Here is a 23,233-nt window from a genome sequence, read left to right on the forward strand (position 1 = left end):
CCGGCCGTTATCGTGGGACCGCCATGGCGAAGATCTTCCAAGTGACGGCCCGCGCGGGGATGACCCGCGTCGTGGAGCCGGTCGCGCGCGGCCTGCTCCGCGCCGGCGTGTCCCCCAACGCGGTCACCGTGACCGGCACCCTCGGCGTGCTCGTCGGCGCCCTCGGCTTCGGCGCCCGCGGTGACCTGGTCGCCGGCGCCCTCATCGTGACGGTCTTCGCGCTCACCGACCTGCTCGACGGGACGATGGCCCGGATGAGCGGCGGCTCCACCCGGTTCGGGGCGTTCCTCGATTCGAGCATGGACCGGGTCGCCGACAGCGCCGTCTTCGGCGCGGTGGCGTACTGGCTGGCGACCGAGCACGAATACTCCGGGGTGGCCGCGGCGCTGCTCTGCCTGGCCGCCGGCGGGCTGGTCTCCTACGTCAAGGCCCGCGCCGAGGGGCTCGGCATGACCGGCAACGTGGGCATCGCCGAGCGCACCGAGCGGCTGCTGATCGTCGGGGTGGGCGGCCTGCTCACCGGGCTCGGCGTGGACCGCGCCCTGGAGGTCGCGCTCTGGCTGCTCGCTGCCGTCTCGATCTTCACGGTGGGGCAGCGCATGGCGCACGTGTACCGGCAGGCCCAGCAGGTCGGCAAGGAGTGAACCTCACCGAGCTCGGCTACGTCGCCGGCTGGCGCCTGGCCCGCGCGCTGCCCCGGCCCGTGGTGGCCGCGGCCTTCTCCGCGGGCGCGGACCGCGCCCACCGCCGAGGCGGCCCGGGTACGGCCCGACTGCGCGCCAACCTGCGCCGGGTGGTCGGCCCCGACCTGCCCGAGGCGGAGCTGGACGCGCTGGTCCGGCGCGGGATGCGCTCGTACGCCCGGTACTGGATGGAGGCGTTCCGGCTGCCGGCGCTGAGCCGTGCCCAGATCCTCGCCGGGTTCCGGCTGGACCCGGCCGGGGTGGACCTGCTCGCGGCCGACGTGGCCGCCGGCCGGGGCGCGGTGGTCGCCCTGCCGCACGCCGGCAACTGGGACGCCGCGGGCGCCTGGGTGGCCGCCACCGGCTGGCCGATCACCACCGTCGCCGAGCGGCTCAAGCCCGAGGCGGTCTACGAGCGGTTCCTCGCCTTCCGGCAGGGCCTGGGCATGGAGATCCTGCCCACCCACGGCGGCGCCCGGCCCGCCTTCGACGTGCTGGTGGACCGGGTCCGCGCCGGCACGGTGGTGCCGCTGCTGGCCGACCGGGACCTCTCCGCCCGAGGGGTGGAGGTCGAGTTCTTCGGCGGCCGGACCCGGATGCCGGCCGGCCCGGCGCTGCTGGCGGTCCGCACCGGCGCCCCGCTCTACGTCGCCTCGATGTGGTACGAACCGGACGCCGCGTGCGCCTCGCTCGAGGGTCCGCTGCCGCTGCCGGACCCGGATTCGGCGCCGTTGGACCAGCGGGTCCGGTTGCTGACCCAGCGGATTGCCGACGCTCTGGCGGCGGGCATCGCGCGGCATCCGGAAGACTGGCACATGTTGCAGCGGATGTGGCTGGACCAGCGGAGCACGGACAGCGGCGCGACACCACCTGCGCCGGTCACCGGCCAGGCCTGACGGGAAAGGGCGCCTACGTGCGGATCGGCATCGTGTGCCCGTACTCCTTCGACGTACCCGGTGGGGTGCAGAACCACGTCATGGACCTCGCCGAGGCGCTGATCGGGCTCGGTCACGAGGTGAGCGTCCTCGCCCCGGCCGACGAGGAGTCGGCGCTGCCGCCGTACGTGGTTTCGGCGGGGCGCGCCGTGCCGCTGCCGTACAACGGGTCGGTGGCCCGGATCGCGTTCGGCCCGGTCTCCACCGCCCGGGTGCGCCGCTGGCTCACCCGGGGCGACTTCGACGTGCTGCACGTGCACGAGCCGCTGACGCTGAGCCTGTCGATGCTGGCGGTGCTCTCCGCGCGCGGCCCGGTGGTGGCGACCTTCCACACCGCGATGACCCGGTCCCGGGTGCTCGCCGCCGCGCAGGGCGTCCTGCAGATCGTGCTGGAGCGGATCACCGCCCGGATCGCGGTCAGCGCGCTGGCCCGCAAGGTCCAGGTCGAGCACATGGACGGCGGCGCGGTGGAGATCCCCAACGGGGTGGCGGTGGCCAAGTTCGCCGGCGTCGAGCCGCTGCCCGGCTGGCCGGGGGAGTGCGCGCCGGGCACCGGCGGCACGCTCGGCTTCCTCGGCCGCTTCACCGAGGCCCGCAAGGGGTTCCCGATCCTGCGCGACGCCTTCGTCGCGCTGGCGCCGCACCGGCCCGGCCTGCGCCTGCTGGTGGCCGGCCCCGGTGACCCGGACGACCTGTTCGGGCGGTTCCCGGCCGAGCTGCGCGACCGGGTGACCTTCCTCGGCATGGTGCCGGAGGAGGAGAAGGCCCGGATGCTGCGCAGCGTGCACCTCTACGTCGCCCCGAACACCGGCGGGGAGTCCTTCGGGATGATCCTCACCGAGGCGCTGGCCGCCGGCACCACGGTGGTCGCCAGCGACCTCGACGCGTTCCGCCGGGTGCTCGACGGCGGGCGGGCCGGCCGGCTCTTCCCGACCGGGGACGCGGCCGCGCTGCGTACCGCCCTGGCCGACCTGCTCGACGACCCGCAGGGCCGGGCCGCGCTGACCGCCTGCGGCGACGAGGTGGTGGCGCACTACGACTGGCCGGTGATCGCCCGCCGGGTCCTGGAGGTCTACGCCGCGGCCATCGAGGCCACCGACGGCCGGGTCATCGACCAGGAATGGGTGGGGCTGGGCGGGGCGGTGTGAGCACTACGATGCCGCACATGTGGTGGGTGGTGGGCGCGACGGTGGTCGTCGCCCTGGTCGCGACGTACCTGATCTGGACGGCCGGCCGGGTCGAGCGGCTGCAGTCCCGGGCGGAGTCCGCCGCCCGGGCCCTCGACGCGCACCTGCTGCGCCGGGCGGCCGCCGCCGCGGTGCTGGCCGAGCGGCGCTACGGCGTCGAGCTGTACGCGGCGGCGCGGATCGCGCTGGACGCCCCGCCGGAAGAGCGGGAGGCCGCCGAGAACGACCTGACCCGGCAGCTGCGCACGGTGCGGCTGGACCCGGCCGACCCGGTCTGCGAGGCGGTGATCGCCGCCAGCCGGCGGCTGGCGCTGGCCCGGCAGGTGCACACCGACCTGGTCCGCGACGCCCGGGCGGCGCGCAGCCGGCCGCTGGTGCGGCTGTGCCGGATGGGGCGCCGGCACCCGTGGCCCCGCTACTTCGACGTCGACGACCCGACGCTCGTGGTCGCCGCCGAGGCTCCCGCGAGCTGACGTCGGCTTTCGGCACCGGTGGTGCGGACTGCCCGGTTTGGCGACGCTTCGGGCGGGTGTCCGATCCCGGGTGATGGCAGCCACAGTGCAGGCCACCGGGGGTCTGATTGGCTGTCGGACCGGCGTTGAACCCGCCGTAGCATCAGCCGTAGCCACCCCCCGAGCACGTCCGAGGAGCGATAACCCGTGCCCGAAACCACCTCCCAGAACGCCGGCGCCACCTCCCTCGTCGGCACCGCCCGCGTCAAGCGCGGCATGGCCGAGATGCTCAAGGGCGGCGTGATCATGGACGTGGTCACCGCCGAGCAGGCCAAGATCGCCGAGGACGCCGGCGCCGTCGCCGTGATGGCGCTGGAGCGCGTGCCCGCCGACATCCGCGCCCAGGGCGGGGTGTCCCGGATGAGCGACCCGGACATGATCGACGGCATCATCAACGCCGTCTCCATCCCGGTCATGGCCAAGGCCCGGATCGGCCACTTCGTCGAGGCGCAGATCCTGCAGTCCCTCGGCGTCGACTACGTCGACGAGTCCGAGGTGCTCACCCCGGCCGACTACGCCAACCACATCGACAAGTGGGCCTTCACCGTCCCCTTCGTCTGCGGCGCGACCAACCTCGGCGAGGCGCTGCGCCGGATCACCGAGGGCGCGGCGATGATCCGCTCCAAGGGTGAGGCCGGCACCGGCGACGTCTCCAACGCCACCATGCACATGCGCAAGATCCGGCAGGAGATCGCCCGGCTCAGCTCGCTGCCGGCCGACGAGCTGTTCGTCGCCGCCAAGGAGCTCCAGGCCCCGTACGAGCTGGTCAAGGAGGTCGCCGAGACCGGCAAGCTGCCGGTGGTGCTCTTCACCGCCGGTGGTATCGCCACCCCGGCCGACGCCGCGATGATGATGCAGCTCGGCGCCGAGGGCGTCTTCGTCGGCTCGGGCATCTTCAAGTCCGGCAACCCGGCCCAGCGCGCCGCCGCGATCGTCAAGGCCACCACCTTCCACGACGACCCGGACGTGCTGGCCAAGGTCTCCCGCGGCCTCGGCGAGGCGATGGTCGGCATCAACGTCGACGAGATCCCGCAGCCGCACCGGCTGGCCGAGCGCGGTTGGTGACCTCGGCGCGGTCGGGATACGACGAAAGGACGGTGCGCATGGGCGAGACGCCGATCATCGGTGTGCTCGCGCTGCAGGGTGACGTCCGCGAGCACGTCGCGGCCCTGGCCGGCGCCGGCGCGGACGCCCGCCCGGTACGCCGCCCGGCCGAGCTGGACGCGGTCGACGGGCTGGTCATCCCCGGCGGCGAGTCCACCACGATCAGCAAGCTGGCCGACATCTTCGAGATGCGCGAGCCGATCGACAAGCGGATCGCCGGTGGGATGCCGGTCTACGGGTCCTGCGCCGGCATGATCATGCTGGCCACCGAGGTCCTGGACGGCCGGCCCGACCAGCGCGGCTTCGCCGGCATCGAGATGACGGTGCGGCGCAACGCGTTCGGCCGGCAGGTCGACTCGTTCGAGGCGCCGGTAAAGATCGCCGGGGTCGCGGGCGAGCCGTTCCACGCGGTCTTCATCCGGGCCCCGTGGGTCGAGAGGGTCGGCGACGGCGTCGAGGTGCTCGGCCGGGTCAGCGAGGGCCCGGCCGCCGAGCGGATCGTCGCGGTCCGGCAGGGCAACCTGCTGGCCACCTCGTTCCACCCGGAGCTCACCGGCGACCTGCGGCTGCACCGCTACTTCGTGGACCTGGTCCGCGCCGCCTGAGCGGATGTGCGAGGGGCCCTTCCGGATCGGAAGGGCCCCTCGCGCGTGCCGGGCGGGCATGTTTTCCGGTACGCGCGGGTTGTCCTCCTCATGGCCCGGGTGCCCCGACGCCGCCCCGACGGGTCCGGGTGTGACACGCCGGGGCACGACCTCGGTAGGATTGCCGCGGTTCGGCAGGGCCAGTGCCCGCCGCAGCCCTCCACGCGGAGCCGACCGGCCGTCCTGTCGCCGGTTGCGGGGTGGAGTCGGCGCGGGCTGTCGACGCAGGCGTGGAATGACAGACGGAGGTACGAGATGTCCGGCCACTCAAAGTGGGCGACCACCAAGCACAAGAAGGCCGTCATCGACGCCAAGCGCGGCAAGATGTTCGCCAAGCTGATCAAGAACGTCGAGGTCGCGGCGCGTACCGGCGGCGGCGACCCGGCCGGTAACCCGACGCTCTACGACGCCATCCAGAAGGCCAAGAAGAACTCGGTACCGAACGACAACATCGACCGCGCGGTCAAGCGGGGCTCCGGCCTGGAGGCCGGCGGCGCCGACTGGCAGACGATCATGTACGAGGGCTACGGCCCGAACGGCGTGGCGATGCTCATCGAGTGCCTGACCGACAACCGCAACCGGGCCGCCACCGAGGTCCGCACCGCGCTGACCCGCAACGGCGGCTCGCTCGCCGACGCCGGCTCGGTGTCGTACATGTTCTCCCGCAAGGGCGTGGTGATCGTCCCCAAGGCCGGCACCACCGAGGACGACATCATGATGGCCGTGCTCGACGCGGGCGCGGAGGAGGTCAACGACCTCGGTGAGGCGTACGAGGTGGTCTCCGAGCCGACCGACCTGATTCCGGTCCGCACCGCCCTGCAGGACGCCGGGATCGAGTACGAGTCGGCCGAGTCCTCCCTGATCCCGAGCGTCAACGTGCCGCTGGACGCCGACGGCGCGCGCAAGGTCTTCAAGCTGATCGACGTGCTCGAGGACTGCGACGACGTGCAGAACGTCTACGCCAACTTCGACGTCTCCGACGACGTCATGGCCGCGGTCGACGCCTGACCCCGGTGACCGAAGGGCGATTCCCGCCGGGCGACGTGGTCGTCCGGCGGGAGGTGCTGCGCGGCGAGGTCTGGTTCGGCTGCCCGACCATCTGCGTCGAGGACTCCGCCGACCTGCTCGCGCTCTACCTGCCGCCGGGGGCCGAGTTCGGCTTCCCGGAGGGCGGCACCTTCCCGTGTGGACGGCACCCCTGGCAGACCGCCGGCCACACGGCCTGGTCCGGGCACGGCAAGCTGATGCTCCAGCGTCCGGGTGAGGCGCACTCGGTGGACGTCTTCTGGTCCGGCGAGGACCGCGCCTTCGCCGGTTGGTACTTCAACCTCCAGGACCCGTTCCGGCGTACCCCGATCGGGGTGGACACCCTCGACCACGAGCTGGACCTGTGGTGGCCGGCGGGCACTGACCGGTACGTCTGGAAGGACGTCGAGATGTTCGCCCAGCGCCTCACCGAGGGGCGCTACCCGGGCATGGCCGACGCCATCCGCGGGGAGGGGGACCGGATCGCCGCCCTGCTCGACGCGGGCCGGCGCTGGTGGGACGAGGGCTGGGCGCAGTGGCGGCCGGACCCGTCCTGGGACGGGCCGCGGCTGCCGGCCGGCTGGGACACCGTCCCCTGCTGAAAGCGGCGGCGAAACTCGGCTGACCGGCCGCCCGCTCCCGCCGTAGCCTGCCGGGATGCTCGTCCCCGACCTCCCGCTGCGCACCGACCGCCTCGACCTGCGGTTGTTCACCGCCGACGACTTCGCCGCCCTGCACGGCTACCAGTCCCGCGCCGACGTCACCCGCTACCTCTACTTCGCCCCGAACGACGAGGCCGCCAGCCGGGAGGCGCTGGCCCGCAAGCGCGCCCGGGTGGCGCTGCGCGCGGAGGGCGACGTGCTGAACTTGGCGCTGGTGCTGCGGGAGACCGGCGCGGTGATCGGTGACGTGCTGTTGATCTGGACCAGCGTCGCGCACCGGCAGGGCGAGATCGGGTACGTCCTGCACCCCGACCACGCCGGCCACGGGTACGCCACCGAGGCGGCTCGGGAGATGCTGCGGCTGGGCTTCGACGAGCTGGGCCTGCACCGGATCGTCGGCCGGCTGGACGCCCGCAACACCGCCTCGGCCCGGGTGCTGGAGCGGCTCGGCATGCGCCGGGAGGCGCACCTGCGGGAGAACGAGCTGGTCAAGGGGGAGTGGACCGACGAGGCGGTGTACGCCCTGCTGGCCCGCGAGTGGCGGGCCGGCGGGCGCTGACCCGGCCCCGGCCCGGCGCCCCCGTGTGCGCCGGGCCGGATGCCTCTGCTCAGGCGTCGCGGCGGCGGGCCTTCAGCACGCTGTCGACGACGTCCCAGAGCGTGATCACGGCGATCACCACCACCGACACCGTGGCGACGGTCTCCAGGTGATCGCCCTCGCGCAGCCAGGCGAACCGGGCGACCAGGTCCGGGTTGAGCAGCCGGTCGGTGAGCAGCAGCACCACCACCGGCACGGCGAAGGCCAGGTCGAGCGCGGCGTTGACGGCCACCAGCGGCCAGGTCCACCGCCGGGCGCGGTACTTCGCGATCTCCAGCGCCAGGCTCGCGACCAGCACCGCCGCGAGCACCGGCAGCCAGGAGCGCCACAGCGCCGGGTCGAGCAGGGGGATCCGCCCGCCGTCGGTCGCCGTCACCCAGGGCTGGACGTGCTGCCAGGGCAGGAAGGCCAGGGTGAGCAGCAGCATCGCCACCGCCGCGCAGGTGTCGGTGAGGCGTACGTCCCGCTCGACCGGGCCCTCGGGTAGCTGGTCGACGGTCCAGTCGGGCAGCTTCAGCGAGGTGTCGGTCCGTTCCAGCACGGCGAAGCACAGGGTGACCCAGAAGGCGATCTGCACCGCGGTCTGGAAGGCGGCGGTGATGCCGGCGCCGATCGCCGGGCCGGGTTCGCCCTCGACGGTCGCCTTGATCACGCCCACCGCCACGCCGACGGTGGCGGGGACGACGGCGAGCAGCCCCTTGAGGAACCGCTGCCAGACCAGGTAGTAGGTGGGGCCGATGAGTTGGAGCCGGCGGTCGGCGTAGCGGGCGGCGAGCCGCTCCGGGTGACCCATCTCGGTCAGCACCTCGCGTTCGGCCGCGGCGGCGTCCTCCCCGGAGGCGGTCCGGCCGTCGATCATGTCCTCGATGGAGGCGCGCAGCTCGGTGGCGATCTCCGCCCGGCGTGGTGCGGGCACGGCCCGCAGGGTGGCGGCGACGTAGCGGTCGGTCAGGGAGGTCATCGGTCCACTCCTTCGATCAGCCCGGCGACGGAGATCTGCACGGCGGCGAGGTCGTCGAGGAGTCGGCGCAGTACGCCCTCGCCCTCCTCGCTGGTGCGGTAGAACTTGCGCGGGCGGCTCTCCTCGGTGTTCCACTCGCTGGTCAGCAGGCCCTGCTCCTCCAGTCGGCGCAGCAGGGGGTAGAGCGTGTTGGCGTCGACCGGGAAGCCGTGCGCGGCCAGCCGTTGCAGCAGCGCGTAGCCGTAGTCGGGGTGGCGCAGGGCGACCAGGCTCGCCACCACCACCGTGCCGCGGCGCAACTCCTGGAGATGGGTCCGCAGGATCTCCTCGCTAACCATGCGTCACACCATACTGTGTGCCACACAGTGTTGTCGATACCAATACTGTCGTGCCGGAGGGGAACGATGTGTCGCTCCGCCGACGAGGGGCGCCGGCGGGATGCCGGCGCCCCTCGGTGCGGGCGGGGTTCAGCAGGACCGGCCCTGCCGGAAGCCGCGCTCGACGAAGTCCGCGCGCCCGGCCTCGAACCAGCCGACGCCGGGGCGGATCGGGTGTCCGGTGAACAGCTCCACCCGGCTGCCGAACCGGACCAGGTACGCCGTGGCGTCTCCGGCGTCGTTGCTGATCAGCTCACCGCGCCGGCCGTAGATCTCCTCCAGCTCGGCGAAGGACATGCCGACGCTCGCTCCCGCCGGCGAGCGCGGCGGTGCGGTGGCGGTGCCGACCGAGACCAGCCGCCCGTCCCGGAAGGCGAGCAGGATCTTCCCGGCCCAGTCGCCGGTGACGCCGGCGTGGACCACGCCGGCGCAGCCGGCAGCCGTCCAGTCGATCAGGCCGGCCGCCGAGAGCCGGGTCAGGCTCGCACCGATCCGGAACGGTCCGGCGCCCCGGACGCTGAGCAGGTCGACCGAACCGGCAGCCTGGACGATCGTGGCCTGCGCCGAGCGACGCCGGTCGGCGCGGTCGGAGGACCCGGCGGCGACGGCGGCCGAGGCGCCGGCGGCGGTGCCGGAGCGGGTCGGAGCGTCGGCGGCGGGCCCCGCGGCGGCCGGGCCGGCCAGCGCGGGTACGACGGCGCAGAGGGCCAGCGCGCCGGTGAGGACGGTGGACGACAGACGGTTCATGACGGAACTCCTTCGTGGTGGTGCTGTCCTGTCGTCTTGTTCGTCTCCCCGCCGGCCACATCGGTTCGTCGGGTTTCCGACCGGACCGTCCGCACCGGTGGGACCCGCTTCCGGCGGTCTGCGCCACCCCGCTCCGGCGGTCCCCGCCGCCCGTCCGCACCGGTTACCGTCGCAGCGGGGACTGCCGACGAGGGTGGGGCGATGAGCACTCCGGCGTGGATCGGCTCCTACCGGATCGAGCGACTGCTCGGCGCGGGTTCGTTCGCGACCGTCTGGCTGGGCCACGATCCCGTCCTGGACTCCCGGGTGGCGATCAAGGTGCTGGCCGAGAACTGGAGTCACGACCTGCGGGTGCGGGAACGGTTCCTGGACGAGGCGCGGCTGCTGCGGCGGCTCGACCACCCCCGGCTGGTCCGGGTGCACGGCGTGGGCGAGCTGCCCGACGGCCGTCCGTACGCGGTGCTGGCCTGGGCCGACGGCGGTAGCCTGCGGGACCGGCTGGCCACGGGGCCGCTGCCGGCGGCGCAGGCGCTGGTCCTGCTCGGCGAGATCGCCGCCGGGGTCGCGGTCCTGCATCGGCACCGGGTGGTGCACCGCGACCTGACCCCGGGCAACATCCTCTTCGCCTCCGGTCCGACCGGCGAGCGGGTGCTCATCGCCGACCTGGGACTGGCCAAGGCCCTGGCCGCCGCGTCCGGGCTGACCGCCCGGGCCGGGACGCCCGGCTACATGGCCCCCGAGCAGGACGACCCACTGGCCGTGGTGGACACCCGCAGCGACGTGTTCGGGCTGGGTCGGCTCGGGCTGCGGCTGCTCGGCCACCCCGACGGCGGTCCCGGCCCGACATCCCGGTGGCGGCAGGGCGTCCCGGCCGCCGTGCCGTCGGTGCTGCGCCGGGCCACCGCGGTCCGCCCCGCCGACCGCTACCCGGACGCCGACGCCTTCCGGGCCGCACTGCGCCGCGCCACCTCGCCAGCCGACGCGGACGCGGACGACGGGCACCCGGCCCGCCGGGGGCGGGGGCCGGTCCGCCGGTTCGGCCTGGCCGGCGCGGGCGCCGTGGCGCTCGTCGCGCTTGGCGCCCTGGCCGGGGACGGCGGCCTGCCCCACCCCGACGGCATCCGGGGGACCAGCGGGCCGCTCAGCGTCGCGCTGCCGGCGGGGTGGCGGGCCACCGGCACCGGTTGGGCCGGACAGTACGGCGACGACGGCAGGCTGGAACCGGCGCTGATCGTCGCGGCCGACCCGGGGCGCTGGGCCGCCGACCCGGACGTGCCGGGCGCCTTCGTCGGCCTCTCCGCCAGCGCCGCCCGGCGTACTACCCCGGAGGGGTTCGTCGCCGAGCGCCCGCACGCGGACTGCGTGGCCGCGCCGGTGCGGCGTACCCGGCAGGCCGGCGTCGACTGGGTCGTGGCCCGGTACGCCTGCCCGCACGGTCGGCCGGTGCTCGTCGAGGCGGCCGGGCTCGCCGCCGGCCGGGACGCCCTGCTCTACGTGCAGGTCGCGCCGCCCGCCGACGGCGGGACGGACTTCGTGGACGCGCTGCTGGCCGGGGTGCGGGTGCGCGCCACCGGCGACTAGACCACCACCACCGCGACCGTGTGCGCCTCGCCGCCCTGCGGGATGGTCACCCGGACCGTGCCGGCGTGCAGGAACCGGATGTCCTGCACCCCGGCCTCGTAGCTGCGGGAGACCAGGTCCTCCCGGTCCACGGTCACCTCGCCCGGGCCGATGCCCTGGATGCGCAGCACCCCACCGGCGGCCAGACAGAGCGACTTCAGCAGGGCCACCTCGGTCTCGGCGAGGACCAGGTCGTAGCGGACCGGGCCGAGGCAGGCGCTCGACCGCGGGCTCGGCGACGGTGAGCGCGTACCCCTGCCGCGGGTCGGCGCGGGTCCGACCGGTGCGGGCGGTCGCGGCGTGGCGGCGAGGGTGGCCGGGCCGGGGAGTGCGGACGGGGCCGGCGCGGCGGGGGTCGACGGGGTGGCCGCCGGGGTCGGCGGTCGGACCGGCAGCGGCGCGACCGGAGCCTGCCCGCAGGCCGCCACCGACCCGAGCACGCCCAGCGTGGCCACCGGAACCACCCATCGGCGGGCCGACGCGAGCGGGGCGGCGGCCCGGCGGCGCCTGGTCTCAGTCACCGGACATCCGCTGCCGGACCTGCCGGCGGGCCAGGTGGACGCGGGACTTCGCGGTGCCCTCCGGCACGTCGAGCAGGGCGGCGATCTCGCGGTAGTTCAGCCCGAGCACGTCGCGCAGCGTCACCGCCTCGGCGAGTTCGGGGCGCACCGCGTCCAGCGCGTCGAGCAGGTCCAGCCGGGTGCCGGCGACCACGCTGGTGCGCCTCGGATCGGGCGGATCGGGCAGCGGCACGCCGCCGGACTCGACCAGCCAGCGCCGGCGCAGCGCCCGGTACGTCGACCGGGCCCGGTTGGCGGTGAGCCGGTAGAGCCAGGTGTGGAACGACGACCGGCCCTCGAACCGGTCGATGCCCCGGGCGAGCGCGAGCAGGGCGTCCTGGCACGCCTCCTCGGCGTCCTCCCGGTGGGGCAGCAGCCGGGCGCAGAGCCGCAGCACCTCGGGACGCACGGCCGCAAGCAGCGCGTCGACCGCGCCCGGTTCGCCGCGCGCGGCCGCTCTGGCCAGGTCGTCGATGTCGTCCGCGAGAAGCATCACACCGTCCCCGCTCTGCCGGTGCGCCGTGCCGTCCAGGCTACGGCGGCGCCGGCCCACCCGGGATCCCCGAGTCGGGCAGCCGACCCGGCCGCGACCCCCTCGGGCCGGCTCTCCGGGAGATCCACACCACCCGGCGGCGGTCTGTCCGCGCGGCTGCTGGAGACGTCCGTGGGCCCGGGGATAGGGTGGGCCGACCGACTTCCGACCACCCATGAGACCGACCCGGGGGGGCGCCACGCATGGGCGATTCGTTCGCGCATCTGCACGTACACACCGAGTACTCGATGCTCGACGGGGCGGCCCGGCTCAAGGACCTCTTCGCCGAGGCGAACCGGCTCGGGATGCCGGCGGTGGCGATCACCGACCACGGCAACATGCACGGCGCGAACGACTTCTACAAGCAGGCGATGGCCGCCGGCATCACCCCGATCCTCGGCGTCGAGGCGTACGTCGCGCCGGAGTCGCGCTTCCACAAGGCGCGGGTCAAGTGGGGCCGGCCGGAGCAGAAGAGCGACGACGTCTCGGGTAACGGCGCCATCACCCACAAGACCATGTGGGCGAAGAACGCCACCGGCCTGAAGAACCTCTTCACCCTCAACTCGCGCGCCTCCATGGAGGGCCACTACGTCAAGTGGCCCCGGATGGACATGGAGCTGATCGCCGAGCACGCCGAGGGCATCATGGCCACCACCGGCTGCCCCTCCGGCGCGGTGCAGACCCGGCTGCGGCTGGGCCAGTTCGACGAGGCGCTCAAGGTCGCCGCCAGCTACCAGGACATCTTCGGCAAGGAGAACTACTTCCTGGAGATCATGGACCACGGCCTCTCGATCGAGCGCCGGGTCCGCGACGGGCTCACCGAGATCGCCCGCAAGCTGGACATCCCGCCGGTGGTCACCAACGACTCGCACTACACCCACGAGGCCCAGGCCACCGCGCACGACGTGCTGCTCTGCGTGCAGACCGGCAGCAACATCGACGACCCGAACCGGTTCCGGTTCGAGGGCGGCGGCTACTTCATCAAGTCCGCCGAGCAGATGCGCGCGGTCGACAACTCGGAGCTGTGGCAGCAGGGCTGCCGCAACACCCTGCTGGTCGCCGAGAAGGTCGACCCGACCGGCATGTTCGAATTCCACAACCTGATGCCGCGCTTCCCGGTGCCCGAGGGGGAGACCGAGGAGTCCTGGTTCCGCAAGGAGACCTTCGCCGGCCTGGCCCGCCGCTACCCCACCGGGATCCCCGAGGGGCACATCGTGCAGGCCGAGTACGAGCTGGGCGTCATCAACCAGATGGGCTTCCCGTCGTACTTCCTCGTGGTCGCCGACTTCATCCAGTGGGCGAAGAGCCAGGGCATCGCGGTGGGACCGGGCCGTGGCTCGGCCGCCGGCTCGCTGGTCGCGTACGCCCTGGGCATCACCGACCTGGACCCGATCCCGCACGGCCTGATCTTCGAGCGGTTCCTCAATCCCGAGCGCGTCTCGATGCCCGATGTCGACATCGACTTCGACGAGCGCCGGCGCGGTGAGGTGATCAAGTACGTCACCGACAAGTGGGGCGAGGACAAGGTCGCCCAGATCGCGACCTTCGGCACGATCAAGGCGAAGGCCGCGATCAAGGACTCGGCCCGGGTGCTCGGCTTCCCCTACGCGGTCGGCGACCGGATCACCAAGGCGATGCCGCCGGCGGTGATGGGCAAGGACATCCCGCTCTCCGGCATCTTCGATCCGAAGCACCCGCGCTACGCCGAGGCCGGCGAGATCCGTGGCCTCTACGAGTCCGACCCGGACGTCCAGAAGGTGATCGACACCGCGAAGGGCATCGAGGGGCTGATCCGGCAGACCGGCGTGCACGCCGCCGGCGTCATCATGTCCGCCGAGCCGATCATCGACCACATCCCGCTGATGCGCCGGGACGCCGACGGGGCGATCATCACCCAGTTCGACTACCCGACCTGCGAGTCGCTCGGGCTGTTGAAGATGGACTTCCTCGGCCTGCGCAACCTGACGATCATCGACGAGGCGGTCAAGAACATCCAGCTCAACCACGGCCGGGAACTCGACCTGCTGGCCCTGCCGTTGGACGACAATGCCGCCTACGAGCTGCTGGCCCGGGGCGACACCCTCGGCGTGTTCCAGCTCGACGGCGGGCCGATGCGCTCCCTGCTGCGGCTGATGAAGCCGGACAACTTCGAGGACATCTCCGCCGTGCTGGCGCTGTACCGGCCCGGCCCGATGGGCGTCGACTCGCACACCAACTACGCGCTGCGCAAGAACGGCCTCCAGGAGATCACCCCGATCCACCCGGAGCTGGAGGAGCCGCTGCGGGAGATCCTGGCGCCCACCCACGGCCTGATCGTCTACCAGGAGCAGGTGCAGCGCGCCGCGCAGATCCTCGCCGGCTACACCCTGGGCCAGGCCGACCTGCTGCGCCGGGCGATGGGCAAGAAGAAAAAGGAGATCCTCGACAAGGAGTTCATCCCGTTCCGGGACGGTTGCCGCGAGCGCGGCTACTCCGACCAGGCGATCCAGGCGGTGTGGGACGTGCTGGTCCCGTTCGCCGGCTACGCCTTCAACAAGGCGCACTCCGCCGCGTACGGGCTGGTGTCGTACTGGACGGCGTACCTGAAGGCGCACTACCCGGCCGAGTACATGGCGGCGCTGCTCACCTCGGTCGGTGACGACAAGGACAAGATGGCGCTCTACCTGTCGGAGTGCCGCCGGATGCGGATCCAGGTCCTGCCGCCGGACGTGAACACCTCGGCCGGGCCGTTCACCCCGGTCGGCAAGGACATCCGCTTCGGCCTCGCCGCCGTCCGCAACGTCGGCGCGAACGTGGTGGCCGCGATCATGCGGTGCCGGGAGGAGAAGGGCGAGTACGCCGACTTCTACGACTTCCTGGCCAAGGTGGACGCGGTGGCCTGCAACAAGAAGACCATCGAATCCCTGATCAAGGCCGGCGCCTTCGACTCGCTCGGGCACACCCGCAAGGGCCTGCTCGCCGTGCACGCCGACGCCATCGACGCGTACGCCGACGTCAAGCGCAAGGAGGCGGTCGGCCAGTACGACCTCTTCGGCGCCGGCTTCGGCGATGCCGACACCGGCGGCAGCACCACGGTCATGCCGACCATCGGCGACAGCGAGTGGGACAAGCGGGACAAGCTCGCCTTCGAGCGGGAGATGCTCGGCCTCTACGTCTCCGACCACCCGCTCTTCGGCCTGGAGCACGTCCTCGGCGCGGCGGCGGACTGCACCATCGCTTCCCTCTCCGAGGAGGGCACCGTCTCGGACGGCGCGGTGGTCACCCTGGCCGGCATCCTCTCCGGCGTGCAGCGCCGGGTCACCAAGCAGGGCCGGGCCTGGGCCTCGGCCACCCTGGAGGACCTGGCCGGCGGCGTGGAGACGCTGTTCTTCCCGAACACCTACGAGGTGATCGGGCAGTACATCGCCGAGGACGCCATCGTGGTGGTCAAGGGCCGGGTGGACCGTCGCGACGACACGCCGCGGATCATGGCGATGGACATGTCCATGCCGGACGTCAGCAGCAACCCGGCCAACAAGCCGGTCACCCTCACCATCCCGGTGCACCGCTGCACGCCACCGCTGGTGGAACGGCTCAAGGAGACCCTGGTGCTGCACCCCGGCGACACCGAGGTGCACGTCAAGCTGCTCAACGGCGGCAAGACCACCACGCTGCGGCTGGGCCCGTTCCGGGTGGCGGCCACCACCGCGCTGATGGGCGACCTGAAGAGCGTCCTCGGCCCGGCAAACGTTAGCTGAGGCTGCTGACCAGCGAATATCACTGTCAGTAAACCTGCGCGTCATCTCGGGTCCCTACGCTTCCCCGGCGGCTCGCCACCCGGCGGGCCGCGGGACCAGGAGGATTTCGAGGAGTGCAGATGAGCCAGGTTCTCGTCGCCGTCGCGGTCAACATCATCAGCGCGGCGCTGATCGCGATCATCACCGCCGTCGTCCGCCGGGTCCTGGCGCCGGCCATCTAGCCGCACGCCGGCGCCGCACCGGTCACACCGGCCGGTACTCGACCTCGGGGCGGCCCGGGGTGCCGTAGCGGGGGACCCGCACCGCCCGCTCGATGGTCACCAGGTACTCCAGGTAACGCCGGGCGGTGACCCGGGAGATCCCGGTCGCCTGGCTGACCTCGCTTGCGGACTGGCCCGCCCGCTCCGCCAGCGCGGAGAGCACCCGGTTCAAGGTCTGCACGTCCAGCCCCTTGGGCAGCGTGTGCGGGGCGGCGCCGCGCAGGGTGGCGAACATCCGGTCCACCTCGTGCTGGGCGGCCACCTCGCCGTCGGCGAGCGCCTGCCGGCGGTAGTCGGCGTAGCGCTCCAGCTTGTCGCGGAAGGCGGCGAAGGTGAACGGCTTGAGCAGGTAGTGGGTCACCCCGAGGGAGACCGCGGTACGGACCACCGCCAGGTCCCGGGCCGAGGTCACCGCGAGCACGTCGACGCTGCTGCCCGCCGCCCGCAGGGCCCGGCAGACGTCCAGGCCGTGCACGTCGGGCAGGCGGAAATCCAACAGCACCAGGTCGATGTCCGTGCCGCCGCGCCGGCGCAGCGCCGCCATCGCCTCCCGGCCGGTGTGCGCCACCCCGGCCACGACGAAACCCGGCACCCGCTCGGTGTACGCGGTGTGCGCCTCGGCCAGCAGCGGCTCGTCCTCGACCACCAGCACCCGGATGTCGTTCATCGGGCCTCGCCGCCCCCGACCGGCAGCCGGACGGTGAACAGGCTCCCGCCGTCGTTCGAGCGGTCCACCTCGTAGCTGCCCCCGTGCCGGCGGACCACCTGCCCGACCAGCGCCAGGCCGAGGCCGCGGCCGGCGCTCTTGGTGGACCAGCCGCGCCGGAACGCGTCGTTCACCCGCTCCGGGTCCAGTCCCGGGCCGTTGTCATCGACCCGGACCACCAGTTCGCCGTCGACCGCGCCGACGAAGACCTGGACCCGCCGCGGCGGCGGGTTGCCGGCGACCGCCTCCAGCGCGTTGTCCACCAGGTTGCCCACCACGGTGAGCAGGTCAGCGCTGGGCAGGGGGCTGCCGTCGAGCCGGCACTCCGGGTCGATCACCAGGTCCACGCCGCGCTCACCGGCCTGGGCCGACTTGCCGAGCAGCAGGGCGGCCAGCGCCGGCTCGGTCACCGCGCCGACCACCCGGTCGGTGAGCTGCTGCGCCGCGGCCAGGTCCCGGGTGGCCAGGCGGACCGCCTCGTCGGTACGGCCCAGCTCCACGAGAGTCAGCACGGTGTGCAGCCGGTTGGCCGACTCGTGGGTCTGCGCCTGCAACGCCTCGGTCAACGCGCGTACCGAGTCGAGTTCGCTGGCGAGCGTGCGCAGCTCGGTCTGGTCGCGCAGGGTGAGCACCGTGCCGAGCGCGATGCCCTCGAAGCGGGCGGTCCGCTGGTTGGCGACCAGCACCCGGTCACCGGCCAGGACGGGCTCGTCGCGAGCCTCCCGGGCCGACGTCAACAGCTCGGCCACCGCGGGCGGCAGGTCGATCCCGGCCACCGGCCGGTCGGTCAGCGGCGCGTCCGCGTCCAGCCCGAGCAGCCGGCGGCCCTCGTCGTTGACCAACGCCACCCGGCGGTCGGTGGTCAGCACCAGCAGGCCTTCCCGCACCGAGTGCAGCACCGCGTCGTAGTACTCGTACATCCGGGTCATCTGGGCCGGCCCGAGGCCGTGCGTCTGCCGGCGCAGCCGACGGCTGAGCAGCCAGGAGCCGGTGGCCGCGAGGGCGAGCGCCGGTGCGGCGACGCCGAGCAGCACCGGCCACTGGCCGAGCAGCTTGCGATCGATCGCCTCGGTGGTGATGCCGACCGAGACCAGGCCGACGATCCGCTCGTCGTCGTACACCGGCACCACCGCGCGCACCGACTCGCCGAGCGTGCCCACGTTGGTGGTGGTGAATGGCCGGCCGGCCAGAGCCGGCCCGATGTCGCCGACGAACGGCTGGCCGATCCGGTGCGGGTGCGGGTGCGAGTAACGGGTCCGGTCGGGCGCCATCACCACCACGAAGTCGGTGCCGGTCGCCACCCGGGTGGACTCCGCGTACGGCTGGAGGGCGGCGCTGGGGTCGGCGCTGCGCAGCGCCGCGCGGACGTCGGGGGAGCGGGCGACGGTCTGCGCCACCGCGAGCACCTCCTCCTGCGCCGCCTGCCGGGAGTCACTGCGGGCCAACCAGACGGCCCCGGTGGCGCCGGCCAGGACGAGCAGGGTCACCACCACGGCCTGGAGAGCGAACAGCTGCCCTGCGATGCTCCACTGCCTCCGGGCCATGTTTTCCCCTCCTCGTCCGCGCCATCGTCACCGGCACGCGTCGCGCGTGCTCCGACGGGATGAACAGAATGACCGCAAGGCTGCCATGTGGTGAGACGCGCTTCACATTGTCGACATGGACACCACCACATCCACCACCACACCGTCACCCCCGGTCCGTCGGGACCGTACCCGTTACCTCTACCTGGCCGTCATCGTGGCCGTGCTGGCCGGCGTCGTGGTCGGCCTCGCCGCCCCCGAGGTCGGCAAGGAACTCAAGCCGCTCGGAACCGGCTTCGTCAACCTGATCAAAATGATGATCAGCCCGGTCATCTTCTGCACCATCGTGCTCGGCGTCGGCTCGGTCCGGCAGGCGGCGAAGGTCGGCAAGGTCGGCGGCCTCGCCCTCGGCTACTTCCTGGTCATGTCGACCGTCGCGCTCGCCATCGGCCTGGTGGTCGGCAACCTCATCCACCCCGGCTCCGGGCTCGACCTGGGGCAGGACCTCGCCGGCTCGGGCAAGGCCGCGGCCGGCGACGCGGCCGGTGGGACCGTCGACTTCCTGCTCGGAGTCATCCCGACCACGCTCTTCTCCGCGCTGACCGAGGGGGAGGTGCTCCAGACGCTGCTCGTGGCGCTGCTGGTCGGCTTCGCCGTGCAGAGCCTGGGCCGGCGCGGCGAGCCGGTGCTGAACGCCGTGGGCCTGCTCCAGCGGCTGGTCTTCAAGGTGCTCGCCATGATCATGTGGCTGGCCCCGATCGGCGCCTTCGGCGCCATCGCCGCCGTGGTCGGCGCCACCGGGATGGACGCGCTGAAGAGCCTCGCGCAGATCATGCTCGGCTTCTACGCGACCTGTCTGATCTTCGTGCTGGTGGTGCTGGGTGCGCTGCTGTGGTTCGTGGCCCGGATCTCGATCTTCTCGCTGCTGCGCTACCTGGGCCGGGAGTTCCTGCTGATCCTGTCGACCTCGTCCTCGGAGTCGGCGCTGCCGCGGCTGATCGCGAAGATGGAGCACGTCGGGGTGAGCAAGTCGGTGGTCGGCATCACGGTGCCGACCGGGTACTCGTTCAACCTGGACGGAACGGCGATCTACCTGACCATGGCGTCGCTGTTCATCGCCGACGCGCTGGGCAAGCCGCTGTCGATCGGCGAGCAGGTGTCGCTGCTGCTGTTCATGGTCATCGCGTCGAAGGGCGCCGCCGGGGTGACGGGTGCCGGGCTGGCCACGCTTGCCGGTGGGCTCCAGTCGCACCGGCCGGACCTGGTCGACGGGGTCGGTCTGATCGTGGGGATCGACCGGTTCATGTCGGAGGCGCGGGCGCTGACCAACTTCGCCGGCAACGCGGTCGCGACCGTGCTGGTCGGGACCTGGACGGGAGAGTTCGACCGGGACAGGGCCGATCGGGTGCTGAGCGGCGACGACCCGTTCGACGAGTCGACCATGCTCGATGAGGACGCCGACGAGGGCGAGCCCGCCGCGCGGCGGCCGGCCGACGAATCGACCGCCCTGGCCGGCGTACCGGCCTGACGCCGCCGTCGCGGAACCACCAGGGGCCGCGCCGGCCGAGCGCCCCCGCCACCTCCACCGGCAGCGATGCTGCCGGTGGAGGTGGCGCCGTGACGTCCGCGCCGCTGCGCGACCCTTCGTGACTGAGCGGACCCTCAGTCCCAGCTGTCAATCTTGACGTCGTGGGGATGCGGAGCGCCCTTTCCGGTCTCGATCAGCGACTTCAGGCTCAGCAGGTAGACCGCCCACTTGGTGCTGCAGTGGTGCATGAAATCCACCGGCTCCTTCCAGCCCCGGTGGCTGAAGAGCACGACGGTGTAGTCGTCGACCTGAGCGAGGCGCCAGTCCACCTGCGTGCCGATCCACTCGTCGGGTCCGTCGACCACCTCCCACAGCACGCGCCTGCCGGGGTCGAGCTCGAGGACCTTCATGTCGAATCCGCCGGCTGCGAACCGGAACTGGAGCACGCCGCCGAGGCCGTCGCCGACGCCCTGGGTGTTGGTCGTCCACCAGCCGGCAAGTCCCTCGACGGTGGTCAGGGCCGTGTAGACCTCGGCCGTGGACGACGGGATTCCGACTTTGTGCAGGATGTCCACCATGTTCGATCCTTCTCTCCGGTGTCGGTTCTCGGATGACCCTCATGACGTCATTGCTGGATGCCGCGCTGGTCCTTCGTGCGCTGGACAGCCTCGGCGATCCGCTTGATGCGCCGGAGCCGGGCGTCCCACGCCGCTCCGACCGAGGACAGTTGCGCGACCGCCCGGGCGAGCTGCGCCTCGTCCACCCGGTACCTTCGCTCGCGCCCGGCGGGGGTGGAGCGCACCAGGCCCACCCGGTCGAGCACGCCGAGGTGTTTCGCGATGGCCTGCCGTGTCACGGGCAGCCGCTCACTGAGGCTGGTGGCCGTGCCGTCGCCATCCGCCAGGAGCAGGTCGAGCATCCGCCGACGGGTCGGATCCCCCACCGCGGACCACAGGTCGTCGTCGACGGCGGCGGTCACCGGGTCGACACCAGCCGGGCGAGGTACTCCCCGAGTCGGGGGACGAAGGTGTCCCAGCCGGCGACGTGGTCGCGGTACAGCTCCTCCAGCTTCGCGGCCTCCCAACCCATCTCCCGGAACCCGGTCTCGGTGAGCCGGATCCTGGTGCCCGTGCCCGACGGGGTGAGTTCGAAGGTGACCAGCAGCGAGGTGGCCGGGTCGTCGACCCGGCCCTCGGGATGACACCAGCGGAACGAGAACAGTCGAGGCGGCTCGGCGTTCACCACGACCATCGGGACGACCTGTGCCCGGTCGCCCCAGACGAGCTCGCCGACCGCGCCGGGAGTCGCCTCGAAGTCGGCGTCGTCGGTCCACCATTCCGAGATGTGCTCCGGGCTGCTGACGACCTCGAAGACCACCTCCGGCGAGGCGTCGACGTGGATCTCTCGTTCGATGCTGCCGTGCTCCATGCTCTGCCACTCCTTGATATGCAACCCTTGGTTGCACGTCACGTTAGTCGACCACCCGCCGTCGCGCAACCATTGGTTGCTTCTTGGTGGAGGAGCAACTACCCCAGAGCCGGTGGACCGCACACGGTCAGCGCGGGAGGAACCCGGCATGGCACGGTTTCGCGATGGCAAGTTATGACGTCGCGCTCGTCCTGCTCGTCGACCCCTCGGGCGCGATCCTTCTGCAGCACAGCGACGAGCACACCTCCGCCTCGCCGAACCAGTGGAGTCTGCCCGGCGGCCACCTTGAACCCGGCGAGACGCCGGAGGAGGCCGCCCGCCGGGAACTGCTGGAGGAAACCGGCCTCACCGCCGGCAAGCTGCACCTCCTCTGGACCGGCCCGCGCCCGTACGAGGAGGGCTTTCCGCACACGGTCACGGTCCACGTCTTCCGCGGCACCACCGACGCACGCCAGAAGGACGTGGTGCTCGGTGAGGGCGGGGCAATGGTCTTCGTCCCCCGCCACGAGGCACTCGATCGGGAGCTGGCGGTCTCCACCGCGCTGGTCCTACCTCTTCACCTCGACGCCGCCTAGGTGCGCATCCAACGCCTCGTGCCGCAGGCCGCAGGCCGCCGGTCGCCGATTGGCCGTGCCCATCCGACGCCACCCCGCCTAGCGTCAGTGGGGTGGACATCGAGCAGGCGCAGCAGTTGTGGAAGCCGGAGCCCGGCTGGTTGAACACCGCCTCCTACGGGCTCCCACCCGAGCCGGCCTGGACGGCATTGCAGGAGGCGCTGGCCGACTGGCGGACCGGGAGCAGCTCCTGGGAGGGCTGGGGGCAGTCGGTGGACCGGGCCCGGGCCGCGTTCGCCGGCCTGGTCGGCGTACCGGCCGGGGACGTGGCGGTCGGCGCGGCCGTGTCCCAGCTCCTCGCACCGGTCGCGGCGGCCCTCCCGGCGGGCGCGAACGTGGTGGTCCCCGAGGTCGAGTTCACCTCGAACCTGTTTCCCTGGCTGGTTCAGGAGGAGCGCGGCGTCCGGGTCCGCACCGTGCCGCTGACGGGGCTGGTCGACGCGATCGACGCCGACACCGATCTGGTCGCGTTCAGCCTGGTGCAGTCCGCCGACGGCGCCGTGGCGGCGTACGACGAGATCGTGGCCGCGGCCCGGGCGCACGGTGCGCTGGTCGCGGTGGACGCGACCCAGGCGTGTGGTTGGCTGCCGTTCGACGGGAGCCGGGCCGACGTGGTGGCGGTGGCGGGGTACAAGTGGCTGATGGGCCCGCGCGGCTGCGCGTACGCCTACCTGGCGCCCGAGCTGCGCGAGCGGCTGCGTCCGGACGCCGCCGGTTGGTACGCGGGCGCTGACCCGCACGCCTCCTACTACGGCCCGCCGCTGCGGCTGGCGGACGACGCCCGCCGGTTCGACATCTCGCCCGCCTGGTTCAGCTGGGTCGGCGCGGCGCCCGCACTGGAGGTGGTCGCCGAGATCGGCGTGCCGGCGATCCGGGCGCACAACGTGGCGCTGGCCAACCGGTTCCTGACCGGGCTGGGTCGGCCGCCGGGGGAGAGCGCCATCGTCGCCGTCGACGTGCCCGACGCCGAGCAGCGGCTGGAGCGGGCCGGAATCCGGGCAGCGGTGCGCGCCGGGCGGGTCCGCGCCTCCTTCCACGTGTACTCCACCGAGGCCGATGTGGACGCCGCCCTGACGGCGCTGACCGGCTGAGCCCGCTGAGCCCGCTCGGGTCACGTGGCGGGCGAGCGTGCGGGTGGGCGGCTGCCATCGCCGCCCACCCGAGCAGCCCGGCTCACCGGGCCGCCAACTCCTCGACCCGAGCCGCCGGCTCCTCGACCCTCGTCATCGGCTTCGGACGGGCCACCTGAGGCGTGCCCTGGCCGATCAGGCACCGGGGCAGGCGGGAAA

Annotated in this window: 24 protein-coding genes; 14 read left to right on the top strand and 10 right to left on the bottom strand. The window is 72.9% G+C overall.

Going from position 1 to position 23,233, the window contains the following annotated elements; all coding sequences use genetic code 11:
* Positions 1–23: 23 nt before the first annotated feature.
* The 9 genes from pgsA to ACTWM8_RS11650 all read left to right on the top strand — a co-directional run bounded on the left by pgsA (position 24) and on the right by ACTWM8_RS11650 (position 7,312).
* Complete coding sequence (gene pgsA, locus ACTWM8_RS11610; protein ID WP_446213823.1) at positions 24–644, top strand: phosphatidylinositol phosphate synthase; 621 nt, start codon at positions 24–26, stop codon at positions 642–644.
* Entirely contained in the window at positions 641–1,579 is a 939-nt protein-coding gene (locus tag ACTWM8_RS11615; protein ID WP_446213824.1) for a phosphatidylinositol mannoside acyltransferase, read from the top strand. The genes pgsA and ACTWM8_RS11615 overlap by 4 nt, the downstream gene beginning before the upstream one ends.
* Positions 1,580–1,596: 17 nt before the next feature.
* Entirely contained in the window at positions 1,597–2,766 is a 1,170-nt protein-coding gene (locus ACTWM8_RS11620; RefSeq protein ID WP_377611399.1) for a glycosyltransferase family 4 protein, read from the top strand.
* A 17-nt stretch (positions 2,767–2,783) separates the two neighbouring features.
* Complete coding sequence (locus ACTWM8_RS11625; protein WP_446213825.1) at positions 2,784–3,278, top strand: hypothetical protein; 495 nt, start codon at positions 2,784–2,786, stop codon at positions 3,276–3,278.
* A gap of 255 nt (positions 3,279–3,533) precedes the next feature.
* On the top strand, positions 3,534–4,382 hold the full coding sequence (pdxS, locus tag ACTWM8_RS11630; protein ID WP_218897205.1) for a pyridoxal 5'-phosphate synthase lyase subunit PdxS: 849 nt from the start codon (positions 3,534–3,536) through the stop codon (positions 4,380–4,382).
* 38 nt (positions 4,383–4,420) lie between these two features.
* Positions 4,421–5,026 carry a pyridoxal 5'-phosphate synthase glutaminase subunit PdxT gene (gene pdxT / locus ACTWM8_RS11635; RefSeq protein WP_446213826.1) on the top strand — a complete coding sequence of 202 codons (606 nt, stop codon included), beginning with the start codon at positions 4,421–4,423 and terminating at the stop codon, positions 5,024–5,026.
* 294 nt (positions 5,027–5,320) lie between these two features.
* Positions 5,321–6,073: a YebC/PmpR family DNA-binding transcriptional regulator gene (locus tag ACTWM8_RS11640; RefSeq protein WP_154938218.1), complete on the top strand. Its 753-nt coding sequence runs from the start codon at positions 5,321–5,323 to the stop codon at positions 6,071–6,073.
* Positions 6,074–6,078: 5 nt separating this feature from the next.
* A complete protein-coding gene (locus tag ACTWM8_RS11645) occupies positions 6,079–6,693 on the top strand; it encodes a DUF402 domain-containing protein (RefSeq protein ID WP_446213827.1) in 615 nt (204 codons plus the stop codon).
* 55 nt (positions 6,694–6,748) lie between these two features.
* Entirely contained in the window at positions 6,749–7,312 is a 564-nt protein-coding gene (locus tag ACTWM8_RS11650) for a GNAT family N-acetyltransferase (RefSeq protein WP_446213828.1), read from the top strand.
* Positions 7,313–7,361: 49 nt separating this feature from the next.
* Here ACTWM8_RS11650 and ACTWM8_RS11655 read toward each other — a convergent pair whose 3' ends face one another.
* The 3 genes from ACTWM8_RS11655 to ACTWM8_RS11665 all read right to left on the bottom strand — a co-directional run bounded on the left by ACTWM8_RS11655 (position 7,362) and on the right by ACTWM8_RS11665 (position 9,436).
* Entirely contained in the window at positions 7,362–8,312 is a 951-nt protein-coding gene (locus ACTWM8_RS11655) for a permease prefix domain 1-containing protein (RefSeq protein WP_446213829.1), read from the bottom strand.
* Positions 8,309–8,650 (bottom strand): PadR family transcriptional regulator, encoded by a 342-nt coding sequence (locus ACTWM8_RS11660; RefSeq protein ID WP_446213830.1) that lies wholly within the window; start codon positions 8,648–8,650, stop codon positions 8,309–8,311. Before ACTWM8_RS11660 ends, ACTWM8_RS11655 begins: the two co-directional genes overlap by 4 nt.
* A 129-nt stretch (positions 8,651–8,779) precedes the next feature.
* Positions 8,780–9,436: a hypothetical protein gene (locus ACTWM8_RS11665; protein ID WP_446213831.1), complete on the bottom strand. Its 657-nt coding sequence runs from the start codon at positions 9,434–9,436 to the stop codon at positions 8,780–8,782.
* Positions 9,437–9,637: 201 nt separating this feature from the next.
* Between ACTWM8_RS11665 and ACTWM8_RS11670 the strand changes: the two genes are divergently transcribed.
* On the top strand, positions 9,638–11,017 hold the full coding sequence (locus ACTWM8_RS11670) for a serine/threonine-protein kinase (RefSeq protein ID WP_446213832.1): 1,380 nt from the start codon (positions 9,638–9,640) through the stop codon (positions 11,015–11,017).
* Here ACTWM8_RS11670 and ACTWM8_RS11675 read toward each other — a convergent pair.
* Positions 11,014–11,577: a hypothetical protein gene (locus ACTWM8_RS11675; RefSeq protein WP_446213833.1), complete on the bottom strand. Its 564-nt coding sequence runs from the start codon at positions 11,575–11,577 to the stop codon at positions 11,014–11,016. The genes ACTWM8_RS11670 and ACTWM8_RS11675 overlap by 4 nt on opposite strands.
* The gene (locus tag ACTWM8_RS11680) at positions 11,570–12,109 is read right to left on the bottom strand and encodes an RNA polymerase sigma factor (protein WP_154938209.1); all 540 of its coding nucleotides are present in this window, start codon (positions 12,107–12,109) and stop codon (positions 11,570–11,572) included. The genes ACTWM8_RS11675 and ACTWM8_RS11680 overlap by 8 nt, the downstream gene beginning before the upstream one ends.
* A gap of 242 nt (positions 12,110–12,351) precedes the next feature.
* Here ACTWM8_RS11680 and dnaE point away from each other — a divergent pair, with 242 nt between their 5' ends.
* Positions 12,352–15,885, top strand: a complete 3,534-nt coding sequence (dnaE, locus tag ACTWM8_RS11685) for a DNA polymerase III subunit alpha (RefSeq protein ID WP_446213834.1) — start codon at positions 12,352–12,354, stop codon at positions 15,883–15,885.
* A gap of 243 nt (positions 15,886–16,128) precedes the next feature.
* Here dnaE and ACTWM8_RS11690 read toward each other — a convergent pair whose 3' ends face one another.
* Positions 16,129–16,812 (bottom strand): response regulator, encoded by a 684-nt coding sequence (locus ACTWM8_RS11690; protein ID WP_446213835.1) that lies wholly within the window; start codon positions 16,810–16,812, stop codon positions 16,129–16,131.
* Entirely contained in the window at positions 16,809–18,395 is a 1,587-nt protein-coding gene (locus ACTWM8_RS11695) for a sensor histidine kinase (RefSeq protein WP_446213836.1), read from the bottom strand. Before ACTWM8_RS11695 ends, ACTWM8_RS11690 begins: the two co-directional genes overlap by 4 nt.
* 115 nt (positions 18,396–18,510) lie before the next feature.
* On the opposite strand from ACTWM8_RS11695, the gene ACTWM8_RS11700 reads away from it, so the two are divergent.
* Positions 18,511–19,902, top strand: coding sequence for a cation:dicarboxylate symporter family transporter (locus ACTWM8_RS11700; protein ID WP_446213837.1), 1,392 nt, complete (start codon positions 18,511–18,513; stop codon positions 19,900–19,902).
* A gap of 134 nt (positions 19,903–20,036) precedes the next feature.
* Here the strand turns inward: ACTWM8_RS11700 and ACTWM8_RS11705 are convergent, their stop codons facing one another.
* Genes ACTWM8_RS11705 through ACTWM8_RS11715 form a run of 3 tightly spaced genes read right to left on the bottom strand, consistent with a single transcriptional unit; the run spans position 20,037 to position 21,330 of the window.
* Positions 20,037–20,480 carry an SRPBCC family protein gene (locus tag ACTWM8_RS11705; protein ID WP_446213838.1) on the bottom strand — a complete coding sequence of 148 codons (444 nt, stop codon included), beginning with the start codon at positions 20,478–20,480 and terminating at the stop codon, positions 20,037–20,039.
* Positions 20,481–20,527: 47 nt separating this feature from the next.
* On the bottom strand, positions 20,528–20,821 hold the full coding sequence (locus ACTWM8_RS11710; RefSeq protein WP_446214527.1) for an ArsR/SmtB family transcription factor: 294 nt from the start codon (positions 20,819–20,821) through the stop codon (positions 20,528–20,530).
* A 56-nt stretch (positions 20,822–20,877) separates the two neighbouring features.
* The gene (locus ACTWM8_RS11715; RefSeq protein ID WP_446213839.1) at positions 20,878–21,330 is read right to left on the bottom strand and encodes an SRPBCC family protein; all 453 of its coding nucleotides are present in this window, start codon (positions 21,328–21,330) and stop codon (positions 20,878–20,880) included.
* Positions 21,331–21,494: 164 nt separating this feature from the next.
* Here ACTWM8_RS11715 and ACTWM8_RS11720 point away from each other — a divergent pair, with 164 nt between their 5' ends.
* Both ACTWM8_RS11720 and ACTWM8_RS11725 read left to right on the top strand, forming a co-directional pair.
* Positions 21,495–21,905: an NUDIX hydrolase gene (locus tag ACTWM8_RS11720; RefSeq protein WP_446213840.1), complete on the top strand. Its 411-nt coding sequence runs from the start codon at positions 21,495–21,497 to the stop codon at positions 21,903–21,905.
* 92 nt (positions 21,906–21,997) lie between these two features.
* A complete protein-coding gene (locus ACTWM8_RS11725; RefSeq protein WP_446213841.1) occupies positions 21,998–23,035 on the top strand; it encodes an aminotransferase class V-fold PLP-dependent enzyme in 1,038 nt (345 codons plus the stop codon).
* Positions 23,036–23,233: the final 198 nt, after the last annotated feature.

It is taken from the genome of Micromonospora sp. IBSANI012 (assembly GCF_052814045.1).